At 66.1% G+C, this 20,976-nt stretch carries 23 protein-coding genes; 8 read left to right on the top strand and 15 right to left on the bottom strand.

The features are described 5' to 3' along the window. Window positions 1-8 precede the first annotated feature (8 nt). Window positions 9-359, bottom strand: coding sequence for a YciI family protein (locus tag GJV37_RS13935; protein WP_193452653.1), 351 nt, complete (start codon window positions 357-359; stop codon window positions 9-11). Window positions 360-539: 180 nt separating this feature from the next. On the opposite strand from GJV37_RS13935, the gene arfA reads away from it, so the two are divergent. The 3 genes from arfA (at window position 540) to GJV37_RS13920 (ending at window position 2,507) form a co-directional block, all read left to right on the top strand. Continuing rightward, window positions 540-692 carry an alternative ribosome rescue factor ArfA gene (gene arfA, locus GJV37_RS13930; RefSeq protein WP_037006939.1) on the top strand — a complete coding sequence of 51 codons (153 nt, stop codon included), beginning with the start codon at window positions 540-542 and terminating at the stop codon, window positions 690-692. A 72-nt stretch (window positions 693-764) separates the two neighbouring features. Further along, entirely contained in the window at window positions 765-1,064 is a 300-nt protein-coding gene (locus tag GJV37_RS13925) for a hypothetical protein (RefSeq protein ID WP_193452652.1), read from the top strand. Between the two features lie 180 nt (window positions 1,065-1,244). After that, entirely contained in the window at window positions 1,245-2,507 is a 1,263-nt protein-coding gene (locus tag GJV37_RS13920; RefSeq protein WP_169888484.1) for a lytic murein transglycosylase, read from the top strand. Between the two features lie 47 nt (window positions 2,508-2,554). On the opposite strand, the gene lipA is transcribed toward GJV37_RS13920, so the two are convergent. The 12 genes from lipA to GJV37_RS13860 form a co-directional block, all read right to left on the bottom strand. Next, window positions 2,555-3,550: a lipoyl synthase gene (gene lipA, locus GJV37_RS13915; protein ID WP_024763986.1), complete on the bottom strand. Its 996-nt coding sequence runs from the start codon at window positions 3,548-3,550 to the stop codon at window positions 2,555-2,557. Between the two features lie 5 nt (window positions 3,551-3,555). After that, window positions 3,556-4,200, bottom strand: coding sequence for a lipoyl(octanoyl) transferase LipB (gene lipB / locus GJV37_RS13910; protein WP_169888481.1), 645 nt, complete (start codon window positions 4,198-4,200; stop codon window positions 3,556-3,558). After that, on the bottom strand, window positions 4,200-4,499 hold the full coding sequence (locus GJV37_RS13905) for a DUF493 domain-containing protein (protein ID WP_024763988.1): 300 nt from the start codon (window positions 4,497-4,499) through the stop codon (window positions 4,200-4,202). Before GJV37_RS13905 ends, lipB begins: the two co-directional genes overlap by 1 nt. A gap of 188 nt (window positions 4,500-4,687) precedes the next feature. After that, window positions 4,688-5,845 carry a D-alanyl-D-alanine carboxypeptidase family protein gene (locus GJV37_RS13900; RefSeq protein WP_024763989.1) on the bottom strand — a complete coding sequence of 386 codons (1,158 nt, stop codon included), beginning with the start codon at window positions 5,843-5,845 and terminating at the stop codon, window positions 4,688-4,690. Window positions 5,846-5,941: 96 nt separating this feature from the next. After that, the gene (locus tag GJV37_RS13895; protein WP_193452651.1) at window positions 5,942-6,967 is read right to left on the bottom strand and encodes a septal ring lytic transglycosylase RlpA family protein; all 1,026 of its coding nucleotides are present in this window, start codon (window positions 6,965-6,967) and stop codon (window positions 5,942-5,944) included. Beyond that, entirely contained in the window at window positions 6,964-7,986 is a 1,023-nt protein-coding gene (mltB, locus tag GJV37_RS13890) for a lytic murein transglycosylase B (RefSeq protein ID WP_089285821.1), read from the bottom strand. Before mltB ends, GJV37_RS13895 begins: the two co-directional genes overlap by 4 nt. Window positions 7,987-7,994: 8 nt before the next feature. Continuing rightward, the gene (rodA, locus tag GJV37_RS13885) at window positions 7,995-9,098 is read right to left on the bottom strand and encodes a rod shape-determining protein RodA (protein ID WP_024763992.1); all 1,104 of its coding nucleotides are present in this window, start codon (window positions 9,096-9,098) and stop codon (window positions 7,995-7,997) included. Window positions 9,099-9,142: 44 nt separating this feature from the next. Then, entirely contained in the window at window positions 9,143-11,032 is a 1,890-nt protein-coding gene (gene mrdA, locus GJV37_RS13880) for a penicillin-binding protein 2 (protein ID WP_024763993.1), read from the bottom strand. Window positions 11,033-11,047: 15 nt separating this feature from the next. Continuing rightward, window positions 11,048-11,515 carry a 23S rRNA (pseudouridine(1915)-N(3))-methyltransferase RlmH gene (gene rlmH, locus GJV37_RS13875; RefSeq protein ID WP_015475414.1) on the bottom strand — a complete coding sequence of 156 codons (468 nt, stop codon included), beginning with the start codon at window positions 11,513-11,515 and terminating at the stop codon, window positions 11,048-11,050. A gap of 7 nt (window positions 11,516-11,522) precedes the next feature. Continuing rightward, complete coding sequence (gene rsfS / locus GJV37_RS13870; protein WP_024763994.1) at window positions 11,523-11,876, bottom strand: ribosome silencing factor; 354 nt, start codon at window positions 11,874-11,876, stop codon at window positions 11,523-11,525. A 19-nt stretch (window positions 11,877-11,895) separates the two neighbouring features. After that, on the bottom strand, window positions 11,896-12,552 hold the full coding sequence (nadD, locus tag GJV37_RS13865; RefSeq protein ID WP_024763995.1) for a nicotinate-nucleotide adenylyltransferase: 657 nt from the start codon (window positions 12,550-12,552) through the stop codon (window positions 11,896-11,898). Then, window positions 12,552-13,817 carry a glutamate-5-semialdehyde dehydrogenase gene (locus GJV37_RS13860; RefSeq protein ID WP_024763996.1) on the bottom strand — a complete coding sequence of 422 codons (1,266 nt, stop codon included), beginning with the start codon at window positions 13,815-13,817 and terminating at the stop codon, window positions 12,552-12,554. Before GJV37_RS13860 ends, nadD begins: the two co-directional genes overlap by 1 nt. Window positions 13,818-14,127: 310 nt before the next feature. Here GJV37_RS13860 and GJV37_RS13855 point away from each other — a divergent pair, with 310 nt between their 5' ends. Next, window positions 14,128-15,354 carry an alpha/beta fold hydrolase gene (locus GJV37_RS13855; RefSeq protein ID WP_193452650.1) on the top strand — a complete coding sequence of 409 codons (1,227 nt, stop codon included), beginning with the start codon at window positions 14,128-14,130 and terminating at the stop codon, window positions 15,352-15,354. 297 nt (window positions 15,355-15,651) lie between these two features. Here the strand turns inward: GJV37_RS13855 and GJV37_RS13850 are convergent, their stop codons facing one another. Next, window positions 15,652-16,506, bottom strand: a complete 855-nt coding sequence (locus GJV37_RS13850) for a class I SAM-dependent methyltransferase (protein WP_193452649.1) — start codon at window positions 16,504-16,506, stop codon at window positions 15,652-15,654. A 63-nt stretch (window positions 16,507-16,569) separates the two neighbouring features. Here GJV37_RS13850 and GJV37_RS13845 point away from each other — a divergent pair, with 63 nt between their 5' ends. Both GJV37_RS13845 and GJV37_RS13840 read left to right on the top strand, forming a co-directional pair. Continuing rightward, window positions 16,570-17,289, top strand: a complete 720-nt coding sequence (locus GJV37_RS13845; protein ID WP_065084343.1) for a DNA-3-methyladenine glycosylase — start codon at window positions 16,570-16,572, stop codon at window positions 17,287-17,289. Then, window positions 17,286-18,602, top strand: coding sequence for a bifunctional DedA family/phosphatase PAP2 family protein (locus tag GJV37_RS13840; RefSeq protein WP_193452648.1), 1,317 nt, complete (start codon window positions 17,286-17,288; stop codon window positions 18,600-18,602). Before GJV37_RS13845 ends, GJV37_RS13840 begins: the two co-directional genes overlap by 4 nt. A gap of 7 nt (window positions 18,603-18,609) precedes the next feature. Here the strand turns inward: GJV37_RS13840 and GJV37_RS13835 are convergent, their stop codons facing one another. After that, window positions 18,610-19,524 (bottom strand): LysR family transcriptional regulator, encoded by a 915-nt coding sequence (locus GJV37_RS13835; RefSeq protein ID WP_193452647.1) that lies wholly within the window; start codon window positions 19,522-19,524, stop codon window positions 18,610-18,612. Window positions 19,525-19,627: 103 nt separating this feature from the next. Between GJV37_RS13835 and GJV37_RS13830 the strand changes: the two genes are divergently transcribed. Then, window positions 19,628-19,915, top strand: a complete 288-nt coding sequence (locus GJV37_RS13830) for a putative quinol monooxygenase (RefSeq protein ID WP_024764000.1) — start codon at window positions 19,628-19,630, stop codon at window positions 19,913-19,915. 25 nt (window positions 19,916-19,940) lie between these two features. Further along, window positions 19,941-20,954 carry a zinc-binding alcohol dehydrogenase family protein gene (locus tag GJV37_RS13825; RefSeq protein ID WP_170859991.1) on the top strand — a complete coding sequence of 338 codons (1,014 nt, stop codon included), beginning with the start codon at window positions 19,941-19,943 and terminating at the stop codon, window positions 20,952-20,954. Window positions 20,955-20,976 lie beyond the last annotated feature (22 nt).

The raw sequence follows: 20,976 nt of genomic DNA, 5'->3' as shown, positions 1-20,976 counted from the left end.
CAACGACCTCACTCCCACTCGCGAACCTGGCGCACCTCCACACACCCCAACCGCCCCGGCGGAATCTTCGCGGCGATACGCTCGGCCTCCTCCATGCTCTGGGCCTCGATCAGGTAGAAACCGCCCAGTTGCTCCCGCGTCTCGGCGAATGGCCCGTCCGTCACTGCCAGCCTCTCACCCTGGCCGCGCAGCGTGCGCCCCGTGGTGGTGGGCAGGAGCGCGTTGGCGGCAATGTAGTTGCCGCTGCGGCGCAGTTGCTCGCTGTAGGTCATGCACTCATCGACGATGCCGCGCAGTTCGGCCTCCGGCAGCCCTGCCGCCTTGTGTTCGTCGAAATAGATCATGCAGAGAAACTTCATCGCTCTGGTCCTCGTAGCTGTCCGATGCGCCAGGAAGGTGCGCCGCAGCCAGCGTAGTCCCGAATGACCTTCCGCGGCCTTGGCCCGAGCGCCGGCTGACCAAAGGCATTGGACAGGCGTGCCAGATAGGCGGAACATTTGCGCGCCGGCAACGGCGCCGGCCTCAACGAGGAAAGCCCCATGGCGAAGAAATCCAAACGGCCGAACAAGGCCAAGTCCCTGATCGCACAGCCCCTGTTCCGCAGCCGCCAGGAACAGCCGGCCAAAGGCAAAGGCAGCTACCGCCGCGAAGCCTCCCGTAACTGGGAGGCTTCTTCGCTTCTGGCGGCCTGAAACAGCAGAAAACCTGAACCACCCCTGCCCTTTCGCTTTCAACCGGACAGCCACGCACCTGGAGGTCCGACCATGAAAACGCCCCTGATAGCCGCCATCCTCGCTCTTCCCTTCAGCCTCTCCGCCCACGCGTTCTGCTCCGACCAGGAAGCCGAAGCCAGGGGCAAGCAAGTCGCCGCCAAGGTCACCGAAGTCACCCGCAGCGATCCCCAGCGCGCGCAGAAGCTCAACGAAAAACTCGCGGAAATGAAGAAGTCCCGTTCCAGCGAACAGCGCCCGGACGACTGTGCCGCCTACGACGACATGCTCAAGGAACTCGACCAGAGCGCCCCGAAGGTCGACAAGGAAACCGGCGCCAGCCCCAAGCAATAACCAGGATCACGCTGGCAGGAATGCCTTGACGGTTCACCCGCGGGCTCGGCCGCCCGGTGGCGGGAATTTTCCACCGCGGCGGCCGTCGAACCTTGCGTATCCGTCGCCTCTGCCCAGCGCAGACGCGTCACAATGGCCATGTTAAGGTGGCCCCTCGCCTGCCAGTACCCGAGGAGAGCAATGCGCAAGCCTGTTTCACCCGTTGTCGGCCAACGCTGCCTGCTCGTCGCCGCCCTGTCCCTGGCCAGCTTCGGCCTGCTGACCTCCTGCACCGAGCCACCGCCCAAAGGCGCCGCCACCGAGCGCGCGCAACCCACGCAGAGCTTCGCCCAATGGCGCGACGGCTTCCGCGCACAGGCACTCGCCGCAGGCATCAGCGCTTCAACCTTCGACAGCGCATTCGAAGGCATCGAGCCGGATGAATCGGTTGTCACTGCCGACCGCAGCCAACCCGAGTTCAGCCGTCCCGTCTGGCAATACCTGGAAAGCGCGGTGTCATCCGCGCGAGTACACAACGGACAGGACCGCCTGCAAGAGAACGCCGAGGTACTGCAGCGCATCGACGCAACCTACGGCGTAGAGCGGGAGGCCGTCGTGGCGATCTGGGGCATGGAAAGCAACTTCGGCCAGCAGATGGGCAGCAAGAACGTCATCCGCTCCCTCGCCACCCTGGCCTACGAGGGCCGTCGCCCGGACTTCGGCCGCGACCAGTTGATCGCCGCGCTGCAGATCCTCCAGCACGGCGACGTGCCCGCCAGCAACATGATCGGCTCCTGGGCCGGCGCCATGGGGCAGACGCAGTTCATCCCGACCACGTACAACCGCTACGCCGTGGACTTCGATGGCGACGGTCGCCGCGATATCTGGGGCTCGTCCCCCGACGCCCTGGCCTCCACCGCCAACTACCTGAAGAGTTCCGGCTGGCAGCAAGGCCAGAGCTGGGGTTTCGAAGTGCGCCTGCCGCAGGGCTTCGACTATGCCCAGGCCGACATGGACATCCGCAAACCGATGAACGAGTGGCTGCGCCAGGGCATCAGGGTAGCCAGCGGGAACCTGCCGAGCGACCCGCAAGCCAGTGTTTCACTGCTGTTGCCCGCCGGCTATCGCGGCCCGGCCTTCCTGGTGACGGATAACTTCCGCGCCATCCTCAAGTACAACAATTCGACCTCCTACGCGCTCGCTGTGGGCCTCCTGGCCGACAGTTTCAGGGGCGGCGGACAACTGGCGGGGAGCTGGCCGCTGGAGGACACGCCGCTGAGCCGCTCGGAGCGTATCGAACTGCAGCAACTGCTGGTGCAGCGCGGCTACCAGCCGGGAACTGCCGACGGCATCATTGGCGCCAATACCCGCAAGGCAATCCGGGCCTACCAGCAGTCGATCGGCTCGCCGGCGGACGGCTATCCGACCCCGGCGCTACTCGGACAGCTCCGGCAAAAGAGCTGAACGAAAAAGGCGCCCAAGGGCGCCTTTTTCCTAGCAGAACCGACGGCTCAGCCGATCTTGGTGCCGTGCGCCTGCTGGTCGGCATGGTACGAGGAACGTACCAGCGGGCCGGAAGCGACGTTCTTGAAGCCCATCTTCTCGCCTTCCTCGGCGAACCAGGCAAAGGTGTCCGGGTGGACGAAGCGCTGCACCGGCAGGTGGTTGCGCGAGGGTTGCAGGTACTGGCCGAGGGTCAGCATGTCGATGTCGTGCTCGCGCATGCGGTGCATGACTTCGATGACTTCCTCGTCGGTCTCGCCCAGGCCGAGCATCAGGCCGGACTTGGTCGGTACGTGCGGCACCATCTGCTTGAACTTCTGCAGCAGGTCCAGCGACCACTCGAAGTCGGAGCCCGGACGGGACGACTTGTACAGGCGCGGGACGGTTTCCAGGTTGTGGTTGAACACGTCCGGCGGCTCGTTGGCGGTGATTTCCAGGGCGATGTCCATGCGGCCGCGATAGTCCGGCACCAGGGTTTCCAGCTGGACGCCAGGGGACAGCTTGCGGATCTCGCGCAGGCAGTCAGCGAAGTGCTGGGCGCCGCCGTCACGCAGGTCGTCGCGGTCCACCGAGGTGATCACCACGTACTTCAGGCGCAGGTCGGCGATGGCGATGGCGAGGTTGGTCGGCTCGTCGACATCCAGCGGCTTCGGACGTCCATGGCCGACGTCGCAGAACGGGCAGCGACGGGTGCAGATGTCGCCCATGATCATGAACGTCGCGGTGCCACCGGAGAAGCACTCGCCCAGGTTCGGGCAGGAGGCTTCCTCGCAGACACTGTGCAGCTTGTGCTTGCGCAGCAGTTGCTTGATGCGGTCGACCTCGGGGGAAACGGGGATGCGCACGCGAATCCAGTCGGGCTTCTTCGGCAGTTCGTCGGTGGGGATGATCTTCACCGGAATGCGCGCGACCTTTTCTGCGCCGCGCAGCTTGACGCCAACTTCCACCTTGCCGGGCTTGGCGGCCGGGGCGGCCTGACCGGAGTTCTCCACAACAGTGCTCATCTAGGTTAGATCCCGCCCGTTAGGGTCTTCTGTGCCGCGTAGCCAAGGCGTTCGACGAGTTCGCCACGCAGGCGCTCGCGCACATCGGCCAATGCGATGGGGCCAGCCAGCTGACTGAGCTGGGTCATGGCCATGCCTGCGTAACCGCAGGGATTGATGCGTCGAAAGGGTTCCAGGTCCATGTCCACATTCAAGGCCAGACCATGGAAGGAGCGGCCATTGCGGATGCGCAGGCCGAGGGATGCGATCTTCGCGCCGTCCACATAGACGCCCGGAGCATCGGGTTTGGACACAGCGGTAACACCGTAGCTGTCCAGCAGGCCGATAAGGCTCTGTTCGATGCGCGAGACGAGGTCGCGCACACCGATGCCGGAGCGGCGCACGTCGAGCATCAGGTAGGCGACCAACTGGCCGGGGCCGTGGTAGGTCACCTGACCGCCGCGGTCGACCTGGACGACCGGGATGTCGCCGGGAAACAGCACGTGTTCGGCCTTGCCGGCCTGCCCCTGGGTGAATACGCGCTCGTGCTCGAGCAGCCAGACTTCATCGGGCGTGGCAGGTTCGCGCTCGGCGGTGAAGCGCTGCATGGCGTGCCAGGTCGGCTCGTAAGGCAGGATGCCCAGCTCACGAAAGCCCAGCGTTTCGCCCATCAGAGCACCATGTGGACGCGGCCGGTGGCGCGCAGATCTTTATGGATGTTCTGCAGTTGGTCGACGCCGGTGGCGGTGATCAGCACCTGCACGGACAGGAAGCGGCCGTTGCGGCTGTCACGGGTGACCAGGGTGGTGATGTCGAGATCCGGCGCGTGGCGCTGGATGACTTCGACGACCAGGTCCGGGAAGCCTTCCCCGGCGTCGCCGATGACCTTGATCGGATAGCGTTCGCAGGGGAACTCGATCTTCGGTGCAGGCTGTTCTGGGGTGTCAGCGGTATCAGGGGTATCAGTCATGGCTGTCGCGGGCGGATGGCCCGCCTCCGCATGAGCGTCCGGGTGGGGCGCTCCGGGTGGATCGGACGGCAACTGCCGGACCACGGGGGGACCAGGCAGTCGCAGGCGGGCATTTTACCCGAGTTTGCGACTGCGCGGGCGGGTCAATCCCGGCCTTGTATACAAAAGTACAAAGCCGGGACAGGCGGTCAGTTGAACAGACCGAAGAAGAACAGGCGGATGCTGTCCCAGATACGGCGGAAGAAACCGCCTTCTTCCACGGCGTTCAGGGCGACCAGATCAGAGGTGCGGACGACCTTGTCACCCAACTTGACCTCGACCTTGCCGATCACCTGGCCCTGCTGGATCGGCGCCATCAGGTTCGGTTCGACAACCATGTTGGCCTGCAGCTGCTTGAGCTGGCCGCGCGGTACGGTCATGGTCAGGTCTTCGGACAGGCCGGCCTTCACTTCGTGGTCGGAGCCTTTCCAGACCATGGCCTTGGTCAGCTCGGCGCCCTTCTTGTAGAAGGTCTGCGATTCGAAGAAGCGGAAGCCGTAGGTCAGCAGCTTCTGGGTCTCGGCGGCGCGGGCCTGTTCGCTGTTGGTGCCGAACACCACGGCGATCATGCGCTGGCCGTCGCGCACGGCGGAAGCCACCAGGCAATAGCCGGCTTCGTCGGTGTGGCCGGTCTTCAGGCCGTCGACGGTCTTGTCACGCCACAGCAGCAGGTTGCGGTTGGGCTGCTTGATGTTGTTCCAGAAGAACTCTTTCTGCGCGTAGATGGCGTAGTGGGTCGGCTCGCCGTAGATGATGGCGCGGGCCAGTACAGCCATGTCCTTGGCGGACGAGTAATGGTCCGGGTTGGGCAGGCCGGTGGCGTCCATGAAGTGGGAATTGGTCATGCCCAGCTTCTGCGCGGTGGTGTTCATCATGTCGGCGAAGGCGTCTTCGCTGCCGGCGATGTGCTCGGCCAGGGCGACCGAGGCGTCGTTGCCGGACTGGATGATGATGCCGTGCAGCAGGTCGCTCACCGAGACCTGGGAGCCGACCTTGATGAACATGCGCGAACCGCCGGTGCGCCAGGCATGTTCGCTGACGGTGACCAGGTCGGATTCGGCGATGCGGCCGCCTTCGATTTCCTTGGTGGCGATATAGGCGGTCATCAGCTTGGTCAGGCTGGCGGGCGGCAGGCGCTCGTCGCCGGCGTTCTCGACCAGGATGTTGCCGCTGGCGCCGTCCATCAGCACCCAGGCCTTGGCCGCGAGTTGCGGGGCGGCGGGAACGACTTCAGCTGCCCAGCTGGCCACGGGGGCGCTGAACAGCACGAGCAAGGACAGGCGTTTGGCGAAGTTGAAGATGTTCATCCGTCTCTCTGGGGTTCACTAATGGTCAAACAATCCCCCGCGGGGGGATCTCGTGAGGCGGCCTCTATGTGCCGCTATCGCACGTACGGTGGAATCTCAGTCCAGGCGCACGAGCTTGGGTTGGCCAAGGTTGGCCACGCGGATGCTGTCCTGCATCCGGCTTGCTTCATCCTGCGTTCCGATCGGCCCCAGGCGCACCCGGTACAAGGTCTGCTGGTTGACCACGACCGAGCTGATAAAGGATTTCGCCCCCGTCAGGCCGCCGACTTTCTCCTTGAGCAGCTCCGCAGCGTCCGGGTTGGCGAAGGCACCCACCTGGAGATACAGGCCATCGGCTGGTAATGAAGCGTTTTTTTTTGAGTCGATCTGGACCGGCGCCACCGGTACGGCGTGTTGCGCCGGCGGCGGGGTGTAGGTCTCGACGGGCTGGGCCATGGCGACCGCCTGTGGCTGCGCGGCGGCGGGCTGCGAGGCCATCTTCGGCAAGGCCATGATCATCGGCGGCTGCTTGCCCTGGGAAGCCCACCAGCGGTCGGGGTCGATACCCTCGACCTTGACATGCGCGGTGCCGGTTTCGGCGTAGCCGAGTTTCTTGGCGGCGGCGAAGGACAGGTCGATCACCCGGTCGGAGTAGAACGGGCCGCGGTCGTTGACGCGGACGATGACGCTCTTGCCGTTGTCCAGGTTGGTGACGCGCACGTAGCTGGGCAGCGGCAGGGTCTTGTGCGCGGCGGTCATGCCGTACAGGTCGTACTGCTCGCCATTGGCGGTGGCCTGGCCATGGAACTTGGTGCCATACCAGGACGCCGTGCCGGTCACGCTATAGGCACTGGCGTTATTGAGCGGGTAGTAGGTCTTGCCCAGCACGGTGTAGGGGTTGTTCTTGAACGGCCCGTTGTGCGGCATCGGCACGGCGTCCGGGATGCGCGAGACGTCGACGTCCCACCAGGGCGCGCCGTCGCGGTGCGGACGGTTGTAGTCATAGGGGCCGGAAATGCCGTTGTTCACCTGCGGCTGCGGTTGAGGCGCGCGGTTGCCGGTGCAACTGGCGAGGAACACAGTGCTCAGGCCAACGCAGGCGGCCAACGACCAGAGGCCGGGACTTGCGATTCGCTTGCTCAATGGACACCTCGTGCCTTGGCGATCTCGCCGGCCAGCTGATGGACCGCCATGGCGTACATGGCGCTGCGGTTGTAACGGGTGATCACATAGAAGTTCGGCAGGCCGACCCAGTACTCGGTGCCCTGCGCGCCTTCCAGGCGCATGGCGGTGACCATCAGGTCATCGCGGATCACGTCATGGGTACGCCAGCCCTGAGAGCGTAGCTGGCCGAGGTTCATTTGCGGCTCGAGCCCCTGGGTGAGCGCGTCCTCGGCAGTGGAGGTACCGATTTCCGCCTGCGACACCACCGGCTCGCCGGTGTGCCAGCCGTGCTGCTTGAAGTAGTTGGCGACGCTGCCGATGGCATCGGTGGGGTCGCTCCAGATATTGATGTGGCCGTCGCCGTCGAAGTCCACGGCATAGGCACGGAAGCTGCTCGGCATGAATTGCGGCAGGCCCATTGCACCGGCGTAGGAGCCGGTCAGGCTGAGCGGGTCGACCTGCTGTTCGCGGGCCAGCAGCAGGAACTGCTTGAGCTCCTTGCGGAAGAACTCGGCACGCGGCGGGTAGTCGAAGCCCAGGGTGGACAGCGCGTCCATCACCTTGAAGTTGCCGGTGTTGCGGCCGAAGAAGGTCTCGACGCCAATGATGGCAACGATGTACTGGGCCGGTACGCCGTATTCCTGCTCGGCGCGGGCCAGGGCTTCGGCATTCTGGTTCCAGAAGTCCACGCCGCGGTTGATGCGCGCGTCGGTGACGAAGATCGGACGGTATTCCTTCCAGGTCTTCACCCGTTCGGCAGGGCGGGAGATGGCGTCGAGGATGGACTGCTTGCGTTCCACATCGTGGAAGAGGCCCATGAGCTGTTCGCCGGCGAAGCCGTAGTCACGGGTCATCTCGCTGACGAACTCGGCGACCTGGGGCGAACCATCGTAGTCGCCCGCGGCAGCAACGCCGGACACGCCGATCGCCCCCGCGATTCCGACCCAATGTACCCCCCTGGCAGCCCAGGCGCGCAGTACTTGCATTCCGTTCTTCACTCTTGTCATCAAACCTGGGTGATCCACTTCCGATGGGTATGGATCGACATCAAAACGCCGAACCCTGACATCAGGGTCACCAGCGAAGTTCCGCCGTAACTAATGAAGGGCAGCGGTACCCCCACCACTGGCAACAACCCGCTGACCATACCAATGTTGACGAACACATACACGAAGAAGGTCATGGTGATACTGCCGGCGAGCAACTTGCCGAACAGCGTCTGCGCCTGCGCCGTGATCACCAGCCCCCGGTAGATCACCAGCAGGTACAGCACCAGCAGGAGGCACACCCCGACCAGGCCGAACTCTTCGCCGAGCACGGCAATGATAAAGTCCGTATGGCTTTCGGGCAAAAAATCCAGATGGGATTGCGTACCCAGCAGCCAGCCCTTGCCGAAGACGCCACCCGAACCGATGGCTGCCTTGGACTGGATGATGTTCCAGCCGGTGCCCAGCGGGTCGCTTTCCGGGTCGAGGAAGGTCAGCACGCGCTGCTTCTGGTAGTCGTGCATGACGAAGTACCACATGCCCACCGCGACCGGCACCGCGGCCGAGACGGCGGTGATGATCCAGCGCCAGCGCAGGCCGCCGACGAACAGCACGAAGGAACCGGAGGCCAGCACCAGCATGGCGGTGCCCAGGTCCGGCTGCTTGAGGATCAGCACGAAGGGCACGACGATCAGCGCCAGGCCGATCACGCTGTGCTTGAAACCCGGCGGCAGGGCGCGCTTGGACAGGTACCAGGCGATGGTCATGGGCATCAGCAGCTTCATGAATTCCGCCGGCTGGAAGCGGATCACCCCGGGAATGTTGATCCAGCGGGTCGCGCCCATGGCGTTGTGGCCCATCACGTCCACCACCACCAGCAGGGCCACGCCGATCAGGTAGCCCAGCGGCACCCAGCGAGCGAGGAAGCGCGGCTCGATCTGTGCCAGCACGAACATCGCGCCCAGGCCCAGGCCGAAGGAAGACGCCTGCTTGATCAGCAGGTCCCAGCTCTTGCCGCTGGCAGAGTACAGGACGAACAGGCCGACCGAGCCGAGGGTCACCAGCAACAGCAGCAGCAGGCCGTCGATATGCAGGCGCTGCAGCAGACTGGAGCGCCGCTTCATCACATCTTCGCTGGACAGCGTGCGGTCGAAGTTTCCGTTCTTGGTCATGGTTTGGGCGCCTCCGCCGTGGCCTGAGGTGCGTATTCGGGTTTGAGCTTGCCGGTCTCGTCCAGCAGCCAGGCATCGGTCACGGCCTTGAGCACCGGGGCGGCGACGCCGGAGCCGGACTCGCCGTTCTCCACCATCACCGCCACGGCGATCTGCGGATTGTCCGCCGGGGCGAAGCCGACGAACAACGCGTGGTCACGATGGCGCTCCAGCAGCTTGGAGCGGTTGTACTTCTCACCCTGCTTGATCGCCACGACCTGCGCGGTACCGGACTTGCCGGCAATGCGGTAGACGGACGTGGCGCCGACCTTGTGGGCGGTACCACGGGCGCCGTGGACCACCTGCTGCATGCCGTAGTCCACCAGGTTCCAGTTGTTCGGATCCTTGAGCTGGATGTCCGGCATCGGGTCTTCGTCCACCGGCGGCTTGCCGTCGATGGTCTTGGCCAGGTGCGGGCGAATCCACTTGCCCTTGTTCGCCAGCAGCGCGGTCATCTGCGCCAGTTGCAGCGGGGTGGACTGCATGTAGCCCTGGCCGATGCCCAGAATCAGGGTTTCCCCCGGGAACCAGGCCTGCCGGCGCAGGGCACGCTTCCACTGGCGGGACGGCATCAGGCCGTCAGCTTCGCCATACATGTCCAGGGCCACGCGCTGGCCGAAGCCGAACCTGCTCATGTAGTCGTGCAGCCGATCGATCCCCAGCTTGTGGGCAAGATCGTAGAAGTAGGTGTCGTTGGACCGCATGATCGCGGTTTCCAGGGTGACCCAGCCGTCGCCGGTGCGGTTCCAGTTGCGGTACTTGTGGTCGTAGTTGGGCAATTGGTAGAAGCCGGGGTCGAACACACGGCTGGTGGGCGTCACCACACCCGCGTCGAGCCCCGCAATGGCCACCGCCGGTTTCACCGTCGAGCCCGGCGGGTACAGGCCGCGCAGCACGCGGTTGTACAGAGGGCGATCTTCGGAGTCACGCAACGCCGCGTAATCCTTGAAACTGATGCCGGTGACGAACAGGTTGGGGTCGTAGGCCGGCTGGCTGACCATCGCCAACACCTCGCCGGTGGACGGCTGGATCGCCACGATGGCGCCGCGGCGGCCGGCCAGTGCGGTTTCCGCGGCAGCCTGCAGCTTGCTGTCGATGCTCAGCACGATGTCACGGCCGGAGACCGGCTCGGTACGTTTGAGCACGCGCAGGACGCGACCGCGGGCGTTGGTCTCGACTTCCTCGTAGCCAACCGTGCCGTGCAGCGCATCCTCGTAGAATTTTTCCACGCCGGTCTTGCCGATGTGGTGGGTGCCCGAATAGGCCACCGGGTCGAGCTTCTTCAGTTCCGCCTCGTTGATCCGCCCGACATAGCCGACCGAGTGGGCGAAGTGCTCGCCCAGCGGGTAATGGCGGACGAATTGCGCGGCCACGTCGACGCCGTTCAGGCGGTACTGGTTCACCGCGATGCGGGCGATCTGCTCCTCGGACAGCTCGAACATGATCGGCACCGGCTCGAACGGCCGCCGCCCCTGCTTCATGCGCTTCTCGAAGATGGCCTTGTCTTCCTCGGTCAATCCGAGGATTTCGACGAGGTTCTTCAACGTATCCTGCAGGTTCTCCGTACGTTCGCGGGTAATCGTCAGGCTGAAGCTGGGACGGTTGTCGGCGATGATCACCCCGTTGCGGTCGAAGATCAGCCCACGATTGGGCGGAATCGGCTGCACGTGGACGCGGTTGTTCTCCGACAGCGTCGAGTGGTAGTCGTACTGCGTCACCTGCAGGTGATACATACGCGCCACCAGCACAAGGGCGAGCAGGAAGATCGCCACCCCGCCGACGATGACGCGGGCGCGGACCAGGCGGGCGTCCTTCTCGTGGTCCTTGAGCTGTATCGGCTGCGGCATCGAAAACGGCTACGACTACTTGTGGTAGGGGTGCCCGGACAGCACTGTCCAGGCGCGGTAGATCTGCTCGCCGACCAGGATGCGCACCAGCGGGTGCGGCAGGGTCAGCGGTGACAGCGACCAGCGCTGCTCGCTGCGCGCGCAGACCTCCGGCGCCAGGCCTTCCGGCCCGCCGACCATGAGGTTGACGGTGCGCGCGTCGAGGCGCCAGCGGTCGAGTTCCTGCGCCAGCTGGGGGGTGCTCCAGGGCTTGCCTTCGACTTCCAGGGTGACGATGCGTTCCCCGGGCTGCACCTTGCTCAGCATGGCTTCGCCTTCCTGGCGGATCAGCCGTGCCACGTCGGCATTCTTGCCGCGCGTGTTCAACGGGATTTCCACCAGTTCCAGGGACAGCTCCGAGGGCAGGCGCTTGACGTACTCCGCCCAGCCCTCTTCCACCCAGCGCGGCATGCGCGAGCCAACCGCGATCAGACGCAGGCGCACGGCACGCTTACTCGGCGCTGTGGGACGCGCGGCTCTGCTCGGCGCCCTGCCACAGACGCTCCAGGTCGTAGAACTGGCGGGTGGCCGGCTGCATGACATGGACCACGACGTTGGCGAGGTCGATCAGAACCCACTCGCCACCTTCCTGGCCTTCGCTGCCGATCGGGCGCACGCCCTGTTCCTTGACCTTTTCCAGCACGTTGTCGGCCAGCGACTTGACCTGACGGCTGGAGGCGCCGGTGGCGATGACCATGACGTCGGTGATGCTGGTCTTCTCGCGCACGTCGATGACGGTGATGTCCTGCGCCTTGAGATCTTCCAGGGCGGCGATGGTCAGTTCGACCAGTTGTTCGGTTTGCATGTATGACTCTCTGACTTGTTCAGTGGGGCGCCTGGTACAGGCCGTGCGCCTCGATATAGTTCAATACCGCATCCGGCACCAGGTAGCGCACCGAGCGCCCCTGCGACAGGAGTTGGCGGATCTGCGTGGCGGAAACTGCAAGCGGCGTCTGCCAGACGAAGGTGATCTGCCCGGCGGGGCCGATCATCGCCTTCGGGTCGGCAACACTGCGCGCCGCCAGCAGGTCGCGCAGGTCTTCCGGCGGCTCGCTGTCGGCATCCGGGCGCTGCAGCACGACGATATGACTGTGCTCCAGCAACTCTTCCCAGCGATGCCAGGTCGGCAGGCCGCAGAATGCGTCCCAGCCGACCAGCAGGAACAACTGGTCCTGCTCATCCAGCTCCCCACGCAGCGACTCCAGGGTGTCGATGGTGTAGGAGGGTTTGTCACGCTTCAGCTCGCGGTCGTCGACCACCAGCGGGTCTACGCCGGCAACCGCCAGCTCGACCATCGCCAGCCGCTGCGCAGGTAGCACCTGGGGGGTGTCGCGATGCGGCGGGCGGAAGTTGGGGATCAGGCGCAGCTCGTCGAATTCGAGCTGCTCTGCCATCTCCAGCGCACTGCGCAGGTGGCCGATGTGCACCGGATCGAAGGTGCCGCCGAACAGACCGACACGCCGGGAACGCGCCTTGTTCATCAGGTCCGCACGTGCCCGTCGCCGAACACCACGTACTTCTCGCTGGTCAGCCCTTCCAGGCCGACCGGACCGCGGGCGTGCAGCTTGTCGGTGGAAATGCCGATCTCCGCGCCCAGGCCGTACTCGAAGCCATCGGCAAAGCGGGTCGAGGCGTTGACCATGACCGAGGCCGAGTCCACTTCGGTGAGGAAGCGGCGGGCATCGGTGAAGTTCTCGGTGATGATCGCGTCGGTGTGTTGCGAGCCGTAGGTGTTGATGTGCTCGATGGCCGCATCGAGGTTGTCGACGATGCGGATCGACAGGATCGGCGCGTTGTACTCGGTGCGCCAGTCTTCCTCGGTGGCTTCCAGCACGTCGGCGCCCAGCAGCGCGCGGGTGGCGGCGTCGCCACGCAGTTCAACGCCCTTGTCGCGGTAGATGGCGGCCAGCGGCGGCAGCACGCGGTCGGCAATGCCGGCGTGCACCAGCAGCGTCTCCATGGTGTTGCACGGCGCATAGCGCTGGGTCTTGGCGTTGTCGGCGACGCGGATGGCCTTGTCCAGATCGGCGGCGACGTCGATGTAGACGTGGCAGATGCCGTCCAGGTGCTTGATCACCGGCACCTTGGCATCGCGGCTGATGCGCTCGATCAGGCCCTTGCCGCCGCGCGGAACGATGACGTCCACGTACTCGGGCATGGTGATCAGCGCGCCCACGGCGGCGCGGTCGGTGGTTTCCACCACCTGTACGACGCTGGCCGGCAGGCCGGCCTTGGCCAGGCCCGTCTGGATGCACGCGGCAATCGCCTGGTTGGAATGGATCGCCTCGGAGCCGCCGCGCAGGATGGTGGCGTTGCCCGACTTCAGGCACAGGCTGGCGGCGTCGATGGTCACGTTCGGACGGGACTCGTAGATGATCCCCACCACGCCCAGCGGCACGCGCATCTTGCCCAGCTGAATACCGGACGGCACATAGCGCATGTCGCGGATCTCGCCGATCGGGTCCGGCAGCGTGGCGACCTGGCGCAGGCCCTCGATCATGTCGTCGATGCGTGCCGGAGTCAGGGCCAGGCGGTCCAGCATGGCTGGCTCCAGACCATTGGCACGGCCATTGGCCAGATCCTGCTCGTTGGCTTCGGTCAGCTGGGCGCGGGCGGCATCCAGGGCATCGGCAGCGGCCAGCAGGGCTTGGTTCTTCTGCGCGGTCGTGGCGCGCGCGACGACGCGCGACGCTTCACGGGCGGCGCGGCCCAGGCGGCTCATATAGTCGAGAACGGACTCGGTCATGATCAAACGCGTCTGCGTGAGGGAAATGCGCAAGTATAGCGGGAGCGCCCCCTCAGCGGCCAGCCACAGCAGCCGGCCGGTCAGCGGCGCACCGCACGTAACGCCAACCCCCTCCCACGCCCCGCCCCATCGGCCAAACGGTGACATCCGCCCATCCCCCGCCCGCTTCTGCCGCCCGAAGGTTGGGTAACCAAATTCGTATCGGCTGGTTACCTTGCAAGCATGGCTCATTGCCCCCGTTGCGATCGCATAGCCAGGGAGGCACGCCAGGGAAGAACAACAAGAGGCGGCCCACCGCCGGAGAACTGCCATGCGCTATCGCACCGATTACAGCGCCCAGGCCCTGACCGCCGCCCCGGCGGTGCTGGAACTGGACGGTTGGCAACTGCACTACCAGGCCTTTTCCTCCAGGGAAGATGACACCCGCCCGCCGGTCCTGCTGCTGGGCGGTGCCTTCCAGAGCTTCCGCTCCTTCGCCAGCGAGGTTTCCGAGCTGCTCGCCGGGCACCCGGTGATCCTCCTCGACCTGCCCAGCCAGGGCGGCAACCTGCAACTGGCGCCCCAACTGAGCCTGGAAGACCTGGCCGACCTCATCGCCGCTTTCGCCGACACCCTGCAATTGCCGCCCCTGATGCCGATCGGGTTGTCGTACGGCTCGGCGCTGGCAGCGCTGTTCGCCGCCCGCCACCCGGCGCGCTGTGGTCGCCTGCTGCTGGCCGGCATCACCGCCTTCGGCCGACCCGGCGCCCGCGCCCTGCTGGTCGAAGCCCTGGCGCGCCTGGAACTGGGCGAGCAGGAGCCCTTCGCCCATGGCGTGCTGACCGGCCTGATCAACCCATTGCGCCTGGGCGATACCGGTGTATCCCCGGTGTTCCGCAAGGCCCTGTTGCGCCAGCTGCAGCGCCTGACACCAGCGGAAATCGAACGCTACCGGCAGAACAGCCAGCGCCTGCTGGCCTTCGGCGGCTTCGAACGTCACCCGCAATGCCCAACCCTGGTGCTGGCCGGCGAGTACGACCATTTCACCCAGCCGTGGGAACACGCCGAGTTCGCCCATGCATGCGCCGATGCCGAGTTTGCGTTGATCCACGACGCCGACCACCTGGCCCAGTTCGAACGCCGCGATGCCTGTGCGCGGCTCTACAACCCGTTCCTGCTCGGCGAGCCGCTGCCACGCAGCGCCGCCGGCAGCACGCGCTTCCAGCGCCAGCAACTGCTGCACCTGGAGCGCCGCTTCGAAGCGCGCCTGGCGCCGGCCGATCGGCGCGCCGTACTGCGCAACGGCGAGGGCGGCGAATGGCGCTGCGAGCTGGCGGAGCTGGGCTATTTCGGTGGCCTGATCCGCGTCGCGCTGCCGGCGGATCGCCCTGCGCGCGGCTGGAAGCTCGCCGCCGCCGGGCTGCCGGAACTGGATATCCTGCCGCTGCGCTACAGCGGCGACGGCCTGGCGTTCATCTTCGCCCACGGCGACCCGCAGGCCAGCGCAGCGCTGGCGGCGATGGTGGTGCCGATGCAGCAGGGGGCGTGTGCGGCTTGATGGTTTGAATGTGGCGATTTCGGAGGCCGGGCTCTTCCCTCTCCCAAAAGGGTGAGGGGACTGGAACGGCATCATGCGAAACGTCAGCTGCGCAGGCCTGCACCGGATGACTCCTTCTCCCCCTGGGAGAGGGCTGGGGTGAGGGGGAAGCGCGGGCACAAGCGTCCTGCATTGATATTGTTCGCGAGCAAGCTCGCCCCTGCATGCCCCCCGAATAAGCCGCGGCTGCTCTTCGTAGGACCGAGGGGGACGCCTAGTTCTTGCTCGCGAACCGCCCAGCCCCGAACAGTCCCGAACCTAAAGCCGCGCCTCGATCACCCGCACCAGACTCGGCATCCGCCCTTTCGGCAAGCCCAGCCCCACACCGTCCACCTGCGGATCGAGCACGCCCACCCGGCCAAACCCGCAACCAACGAACGCCTGCTCGATTTCCGCCGCGCTGCGGTAATGCAGCGGATAGCCACCCCGCGTCAGCTTGCCGATCAGCCCGACGCCCCAGCGAATCTGCCGGTAGCGCGGGTGTTCGCGCAGGTCGGGATAGAGTTCGGTCAGGTAGGTCGCCTCGGGGAAACGCCGCAGGGCCACGGCCAATCGACGCCAGAAGCCCTCGATCACCGGGCGCTGGAAGTAATTCACCAGCCCCTCGGTAATCACCACCACGGGGCGCTCAGGGTCCAGTCCGGAGAGCAACACAGCGAGGCTCTGCTCGCCGTCTTCGGCAAGGATATCCACAGCACGCACGCGATGTTTGCCGTCCAGCCAGCCCTGCTCCTGCAGCAACGCCGACTTGCGCGCGGCCATGGGCGGCAGGTCGGCTTCCAGGTAGGTCAGCTGGGGATAGCGCTGACGGAAACGCCGGCCCCGGGGCGACAAACCACAGGCTATCTCGACCACCTGGGAAACGCCGCGCGACTCGATGGCCTGGGTCAGCCGGGCATCGATCAGCAGGTGACGTTGTAACAGGAAGTCTTCGATATTCAGTCCGAAGCCGACCCGCGCGCCCCAGTTGATCGGCGCCACGCAACCGTGCACCCAGCGGCCGAACGCCGTGGCGAAGGCCGGATCGGCAAGCTGGTGGCGATACCAGACGTAACCGGTGTAGTGGGCGCTGGGGGTAATGTGGGCGCTGTCGGCCCGGATCCGTTCAGCCATGCTTAAGAATCTTGTTGTTATGATTCCCCAGCCTAAGACCGGCCCGAGAACCGCGACAATCCGATGCCCGCCGAACCCAACCTAAGTTTGCCCTGGCCAGGGGCCAATCCCCTGCCGGACGCCTTCTTCAATCGCGATGCCCTCACCGTCGCCCGCGAACTGCTGGGCAAGGTGATCCGCCATCGGGTCGGCGACCTGTGGCTCTCCGCGCGGATCATCGAGACCGAGGCCTATTACCTGGCCGAGAAAGGCAGCCACGCATCGCTCGGTTACACCGAGAAGCGCAAGGCGCTGTTCCTCGATGGCGGGCACATCTACATGTATTACGCGCGTGGCGGCGACTCGCTGAACTTCAGCGCCGGCGGCGCCGGCAATGCGGTACTGATCAAGTCCGGGCACCCCTGGATGGATCGCATCTCCGGTGACGAATCACTGGCCGCCATGCGTCGGCTCAACCCCGCCGCCGACGGCAGCGAGCGCCCGCTGGGCAAGCTGTGCAACGGCCAGACCCTGCTCTGCCGCTCCATGGGCCTGAAAGTGCCGGAGTGGGACGCCCAGCGCTTCGACCCGCAGCGCCTGTTCGTCGACGACCTTGGCGAAACGCCCGCGCACGTTATCCAGGCCGCGCGCCTGGGCATTCCCCACGGCCGCGACGAACACCTGCAGTACCGCTTCGTCGATGCCGCCTTCGCGCCCTTCTGCACGCGCAACCCACTGCGCCGCGGCCAGGTCGAAGGCCATGACTACCACCTGCTCGGAACCCAGGACGCCACCTTCCGATGATCGATCTCGCCGCCTTCAACACCTGGATGGCCACCCATCCGCAATGGCTCGCCCTGGTCCTGTTCCTGGTCGCCTTCCTCGAATGCGCCGCCATCATCGGCATCATCCTGCCCGGCGTGGTGATGCTCTTCGCCATCGCCGTGCTGGCCGGCAGCGGCGCCCTGGGGCTGGGGGAAACCCTGGCATTGGCGTTCCTCGGCGGCCTGCTCGGTGACCTGTCGTCCTACTGGATCGGCCGCCACTTCCACCAGGACATCCGCCGCCTGCCAGTGCTGCGCCACCATCCGGAATGGATGGCCAGCGCGGAAGGGTTCTTCCACCGCTATGGCGTGGCGAGCCTGCTGGTGGGCCGCTTCATCGGCGCGCTGCGGCCGTTCCTGCCGATGGTTGCGGGCATGCTGGACATGCCGTTCGGCCGCTTCGTCAGCGTTTCCATCATCGCCGCCGCCGGCTGGTCCATCGCCTACCTGGTGCCTGGCTGGGCCACCGGTGCGGCCATGCGCCTGCCGCTGCCCGAAGGCTTCTGGCCGGAGGCCGGTGTGGTTGCCGCGTGCATCGCAGTGGTGTTCGCCCTGGTGATCCACGCCGAGCTGCGCAAGGAGCGCAATGCTCCGCTGATCGGCGCCGTCGGCTGCTTCGTATTGTTGTTCGCCATGCTGATCGGCTGGCCGCACCTGGACGCCCTGGACAAGGGCCTGATGGCGCTGGTGCAGGAACACCGCCACGCGTGGCTGGACCATGTGATGGTGGCCGTCACCCGCGTCGGCGACTTCCGCACCCAGTTCATCGCCGGTGCGCTGCTGGCGGCGCTGCTGGCCGCCCTGCGACTTTGGCGCCATGCCTTCTTCGCGGCTGGCACCATGGTCGGCACCGCGCTGCTCAACACCGCGCTCAAGCATCTCTTCGGCCGCGCCCGGCCCGAGGTGATCGCCGATCCGCTGTCCGCCTTCAGCATGCCCAGCGGCCACAGTTCGGCGTCCTTCGCCTTCTTCCTGGTACTCGGGGTGCTGGCCAGCCGGGAGAAATCCCCGCGGGTGCGCCTGACCTGGATGCTGCTGGCGGTGATTCCGGCGGCGAGCATTGCGCTGTCCCGCGTCTATCTGGGCGCCCACTGGCCCAGCGACATCATCGCCGGCGCCCTGCTCGGCGCGGCGGTGTGCGCCGCCAGCCTGTGGATAAGCCAGCGCCGCAGCGAGCTGCCGGCCCTGGCGCCGCGCATCTGGTGGAGCCTGCTGCCGACCGCCATGGTGCTGCTGGCGGTAGCCAGCGCCTGGGGGCTGTCGTCGGCCATTCACCGCTACACACCGCTCTGACCCGGCTTCAGGCCCAGGGGCGCTCGCGCATCAGTTCGGCGCAGCGCAACTGGACGAACTCGCGCAGCTGGGTCACCGCCCGGCTGAGCTGCGCGCGGTGGGTGCAGAACAGGTTCATCGGCGTGGCTTCGCCCAGGTAATCCGCCAGCGCCACCTCCAACCGGCCGGCACGCACATCGGCCGCCACGTCCAGCCAGGACTTGTAGACCAGCCCCTGCCCCGCCACGGCCCAGCGCCGCACCACGTCGGCGTCGTCACAGAGACGATCGCCGCGCACCGTCACCTCGTGTTGCTTGCGGCTGTCGCTGAAACGCCAGCGCTCGTGGGCTCGGCCGCCCAGCATGTACAGCAGGCAGTTGTGCTGTTGCAGATCGTCCGGGTGCTGCGGCTTGCCGTGGCGAGCGAAGTACTCGGGCGCGGCGCAGAGCACCCGACGGTTGTCCGGCGCCAGCGGAAGCGCGACAAGGTTCGAGTCCCCCGGCAACCCCAGGCGGAAAGCCACGTCCACCGGTTGCCGGTAGAGATCGGCCTGACGGTCACTGATCAGCAGGCGCAGGTTCATGCGCGGGTGCAGCGCCTGGAATTCGTCCAGCCAGGGCAGCAGCACGTTGCGGCCGAAATCCGAGGGCGCCGATACCTGGAAGTTGCCGGCGATCTCGCTCTTGCCGCCCGCCAGCAACTGACGACCGTCATCCAGGCTTTGCAACGCAGCGCGGGCGTGGGCCAGGTACAGCTCACCCTCGGCGGTCAGGCGCAGGCTGCGGGTCGAGCGGGCGAACAGGCGCACGTCCAGCTCGCTTTCCAGGCGTTTGAGCGCGGCGCTGGCCACGGCTGGCGACAGCTCCAGCTCTCGGGCGGCAGCAGAGAGACTGCCGCGCTCAGCGGTGCGGACGAATATCTGCAGGTCGTCGAAGCGCAGCATTTTCAAAAATCCTTTGAAAGAGACTCTCTACTTACGCGGTTTTTCTTCCCGACGAAAGAGAGCAGCATGCCCTCACCTTCCCTGCCCAACTGGAGATACCCGGATGAGCCTGACCCTGATCGCCATCATTCGCGCCAAGCCCGGCCGCGCCGACAGCCTGCAGGAGCGCCTGCACGGCATGCTCGCGCCGTCCCGCGCCGAGGCCGGCTGCCTGCAGTACGACCTGCACCGCGATATCAAGGACGCCGAGCTGATCTACATGATCGAGCAGTGGCGCGACGAGGATGCCCTGGCCGAGCACGAGGCCAGCCCACACTTCCAGGCCTTCGTGAAGGCCGCCGAACCTGACCTGGCGGAACTCGATATCCGCCTGATGAACCGCATCGACTGACCGTTCAAAGCGAATAGGAATTCCCATGAAAGCCATCGGTTACACCCAGAGCCTGCCCAGCAGCGACGCCAACTCGCTGCTCGACATCCAGCTGCCCGAACCCACGCCCGGCCCGCGCGACCTGCTGGTGGAGGTGCGCGCCGTCTCCGTCAACCCGGTGGACACCAAGGTGCGCCAGCGCGCACAGCCCGCCGACGGCCAGTACAAGGTGCTCGGCTGGGACGCCAGCGGCGTGGTCCGCGCCGTGGGCAGCGAGGTCAGCCTGTTCAAACCGGGCGACAAGGTCTGGTATGCCGGCGACCTGACCCGCCCCGGCAGCAATGCCGAGCTGCAACTGGTCGACGAGCGCATCGTCGGCGCCATGCCCAAGAGCCTGGACTTCGCCCACGCCGCCGCCCTGCCGCTGACCACCATCACCGCCTGGGAACTGCTGTTCGACCGCCTGCAGGTGGCCGAAGGAAGCGCCAGCAAGGGCCAGAGCCTGTTGATCGTCGGCGCGGCCGGCGGCGTCGGATCGATCCTTACCCAGTTGGCGCGCCAGCTCACCGGCATGACCGTGATCGGCACCGCCTCGCGCCCGGAAACCCAGGAATGGGTGCGCAACCTCGGCGCGCACCACGTGATCGACCACCGCAAGCCGCTGAGCGAAGAGCTCAAGCGCATCGGCATCGGCGAAGTCACCCTCGTGGCCAGCCTGAACCAGACCGAGCAGCACCTGCCCGAAATCGTCGCCAGCCTGCGCCCGCAGGGCCGCCTGGCGCTGATCGACGACCCGGAGAACCTCGACGTGCGCCTGCTCAAGCAGAAGAGCCTGTCGCTGCACTGGGAGTTCATGTACACCCGCTCGATGTTCCAGACCGACGACATGATCGAGCAGCACAAGCTGCTGCAGCGCGTGGCCGGGCTGATCGACAGCGGCGTGCTGAAAACCACCCTGGGCGAGCACTTCGGCAAGATCGACGCCGCCAACCTGCGCCGCGCCCACGCACTGCTGGAGAGCAACACGGCCAAGGGCAAGATCGTACTGGAGGGGTTCTGACCTCAGGCCCCTAGGGGCGTGG

It is taken from the genome of Pseudomonas nitroreducens (assembly GCF_010994165.1).
Classification (GTDB): Bacteria; Pseudomonadota; Gammaproteobacteria; order Pseudomonadales; family Pseudomonadaceae; genus Pseudomonas; species Pseudomonas nitroreducens.
The sequence above is the reverse complement of the archived record's forward strand: the minus strand, read 5'-3'. Positions and strand labels throughout refer to the sequence as shown.

Coding starts and splice junctions, on each gene's coding strand:
- GJV37_RS13935 (WP_193452653.1), bottom strand. CDS start 359: ATGAAGTTTCTCTGCATGATCTATTTCGACGAACACAAGGCGGCAGGG.
- arfA (WP_037006939.1), top strand. CDS start 540: ATGGCGAAGAAATCCAAACGGCCGAACAAGGCCAAGTCCCTGATCGCA.
- GJV37_RS13925 (WP_193452652.1), top strand. CDS start 765: ATGAAAACGCCCCTGATAGCCGCCATCCTCGCTCTTCCCTTCAGCCTC.
- GJV37_RS13920 (WP_169888484.1), top strand. CDS start 1,245: ATGCGCAAGCCTGTTTCACCCGTTGTCGGCCAACGCTGCCTGCTCGTC.
- lipA (WP_024763986.1), bottom strand. CDS start 3,550: ATGAGCACTGTTGTGGAGAACTCCGGTCAGGCCGCCCCGGCCGCCAAG.
- lipB (WP_169888481.1), bottom strand. CDS start 4,200: ATGGGCGAAACGCTGGGCTTTCGTGAGCTGGGCATCCTGCCTTACGAG.
- GJV37_RS13905 (WP_024763988.1), bottom strand. CDS start 4,499: ATGACTGATACCCCTGATACCGCTGACACCCCAGAACAGCCTGCACCG.
- GJV37_RS13900 (WP_024763989.1), bottom strand. CDS start 5,845: ATGAACATCTTCAACTTCGCCAAACGCCTGTCCTTGCTCGTGCTGTTC.
- rodA (WP_024763992.1), bottom strand. CDS start 9,098: ATGAAGCGGCGCTCCAGTCTGCTGCAGCGCCTGCATATCGACGGCCTG.
- mrdA (WP_024763993.1), bottom strand. CDS start 11,032: ATGCCGCAGCCGATACAGCTCAAGGACCACGAGAAGGACGCCCGCCTG.
- rsfS (WP_024763994.1), bottom strand. CDS start 11,876: ATGCAAACCGAACAACTGGTCGAACTGACCATCGCCGCCCTGGAAGAT.
- nadD (WP_024763995.1), bottom strand. CDS start 12,552: ATGAACAAGGCGCGTTCCCGGCGTGTCGGTCTGTTCGGCGGCACCTTC.
- GJV37_RS13860 (WP_024763996.1), bottom strand. CDS start 13,817: ATGACCGAGTCCGTTCTCGACTATATGAGCCGCCTGGGCCGCGCCGCC.
- GJV37_RS13855 (WP_193452650.1), top strand. CDS start 14,128: ATGCGCTATCGCACCGATTACAGCGCCCAGGCCCTGACCGCCGCCCCG.
- GJV37_RS13850 (WP_193452649.1), bottom strand. CDS start 16,506: ATGGCTGAACGGATCCGGGCCGACAGCGCCCACATTACCCCCAGCGCC.
- GJV37_RS13845 (WP_065084343.1), top strand. CDS start 16,570: ATGCCCGCCGAACCCAACCTAAGTTTGCCCTGGCCAGGGGCCAATCCC.
- GJV37_RS13840 (WP_193452648.1), top strand. CDS start 17,286: ATGATCGATCTCGCCGCCTTCAACACCTGGATGGCCACCCATCCGCAA.
- GJV37_RS13835 (WP_193452647.1), bottom strand. CDS start 19,524: ATGCTGCGCTTCGACGACCTGCAGATATTCGTCCGCACCGCTGAGCGC.
- GJV37_RS13830 (WP_024764000.1), top strand. CDS start 19,628: ATGAGCCTGACCCTGATCGCCATCATTCGCGCCAAGCCCGGCCGCGCC.
- GJV37_RS13825 (WP_170859991.1), top strand. CDS start 19,941: ATGAAAGCCATCGGTTACACCCAGAGCCTGCCCAGCAGCGACGCCAAC.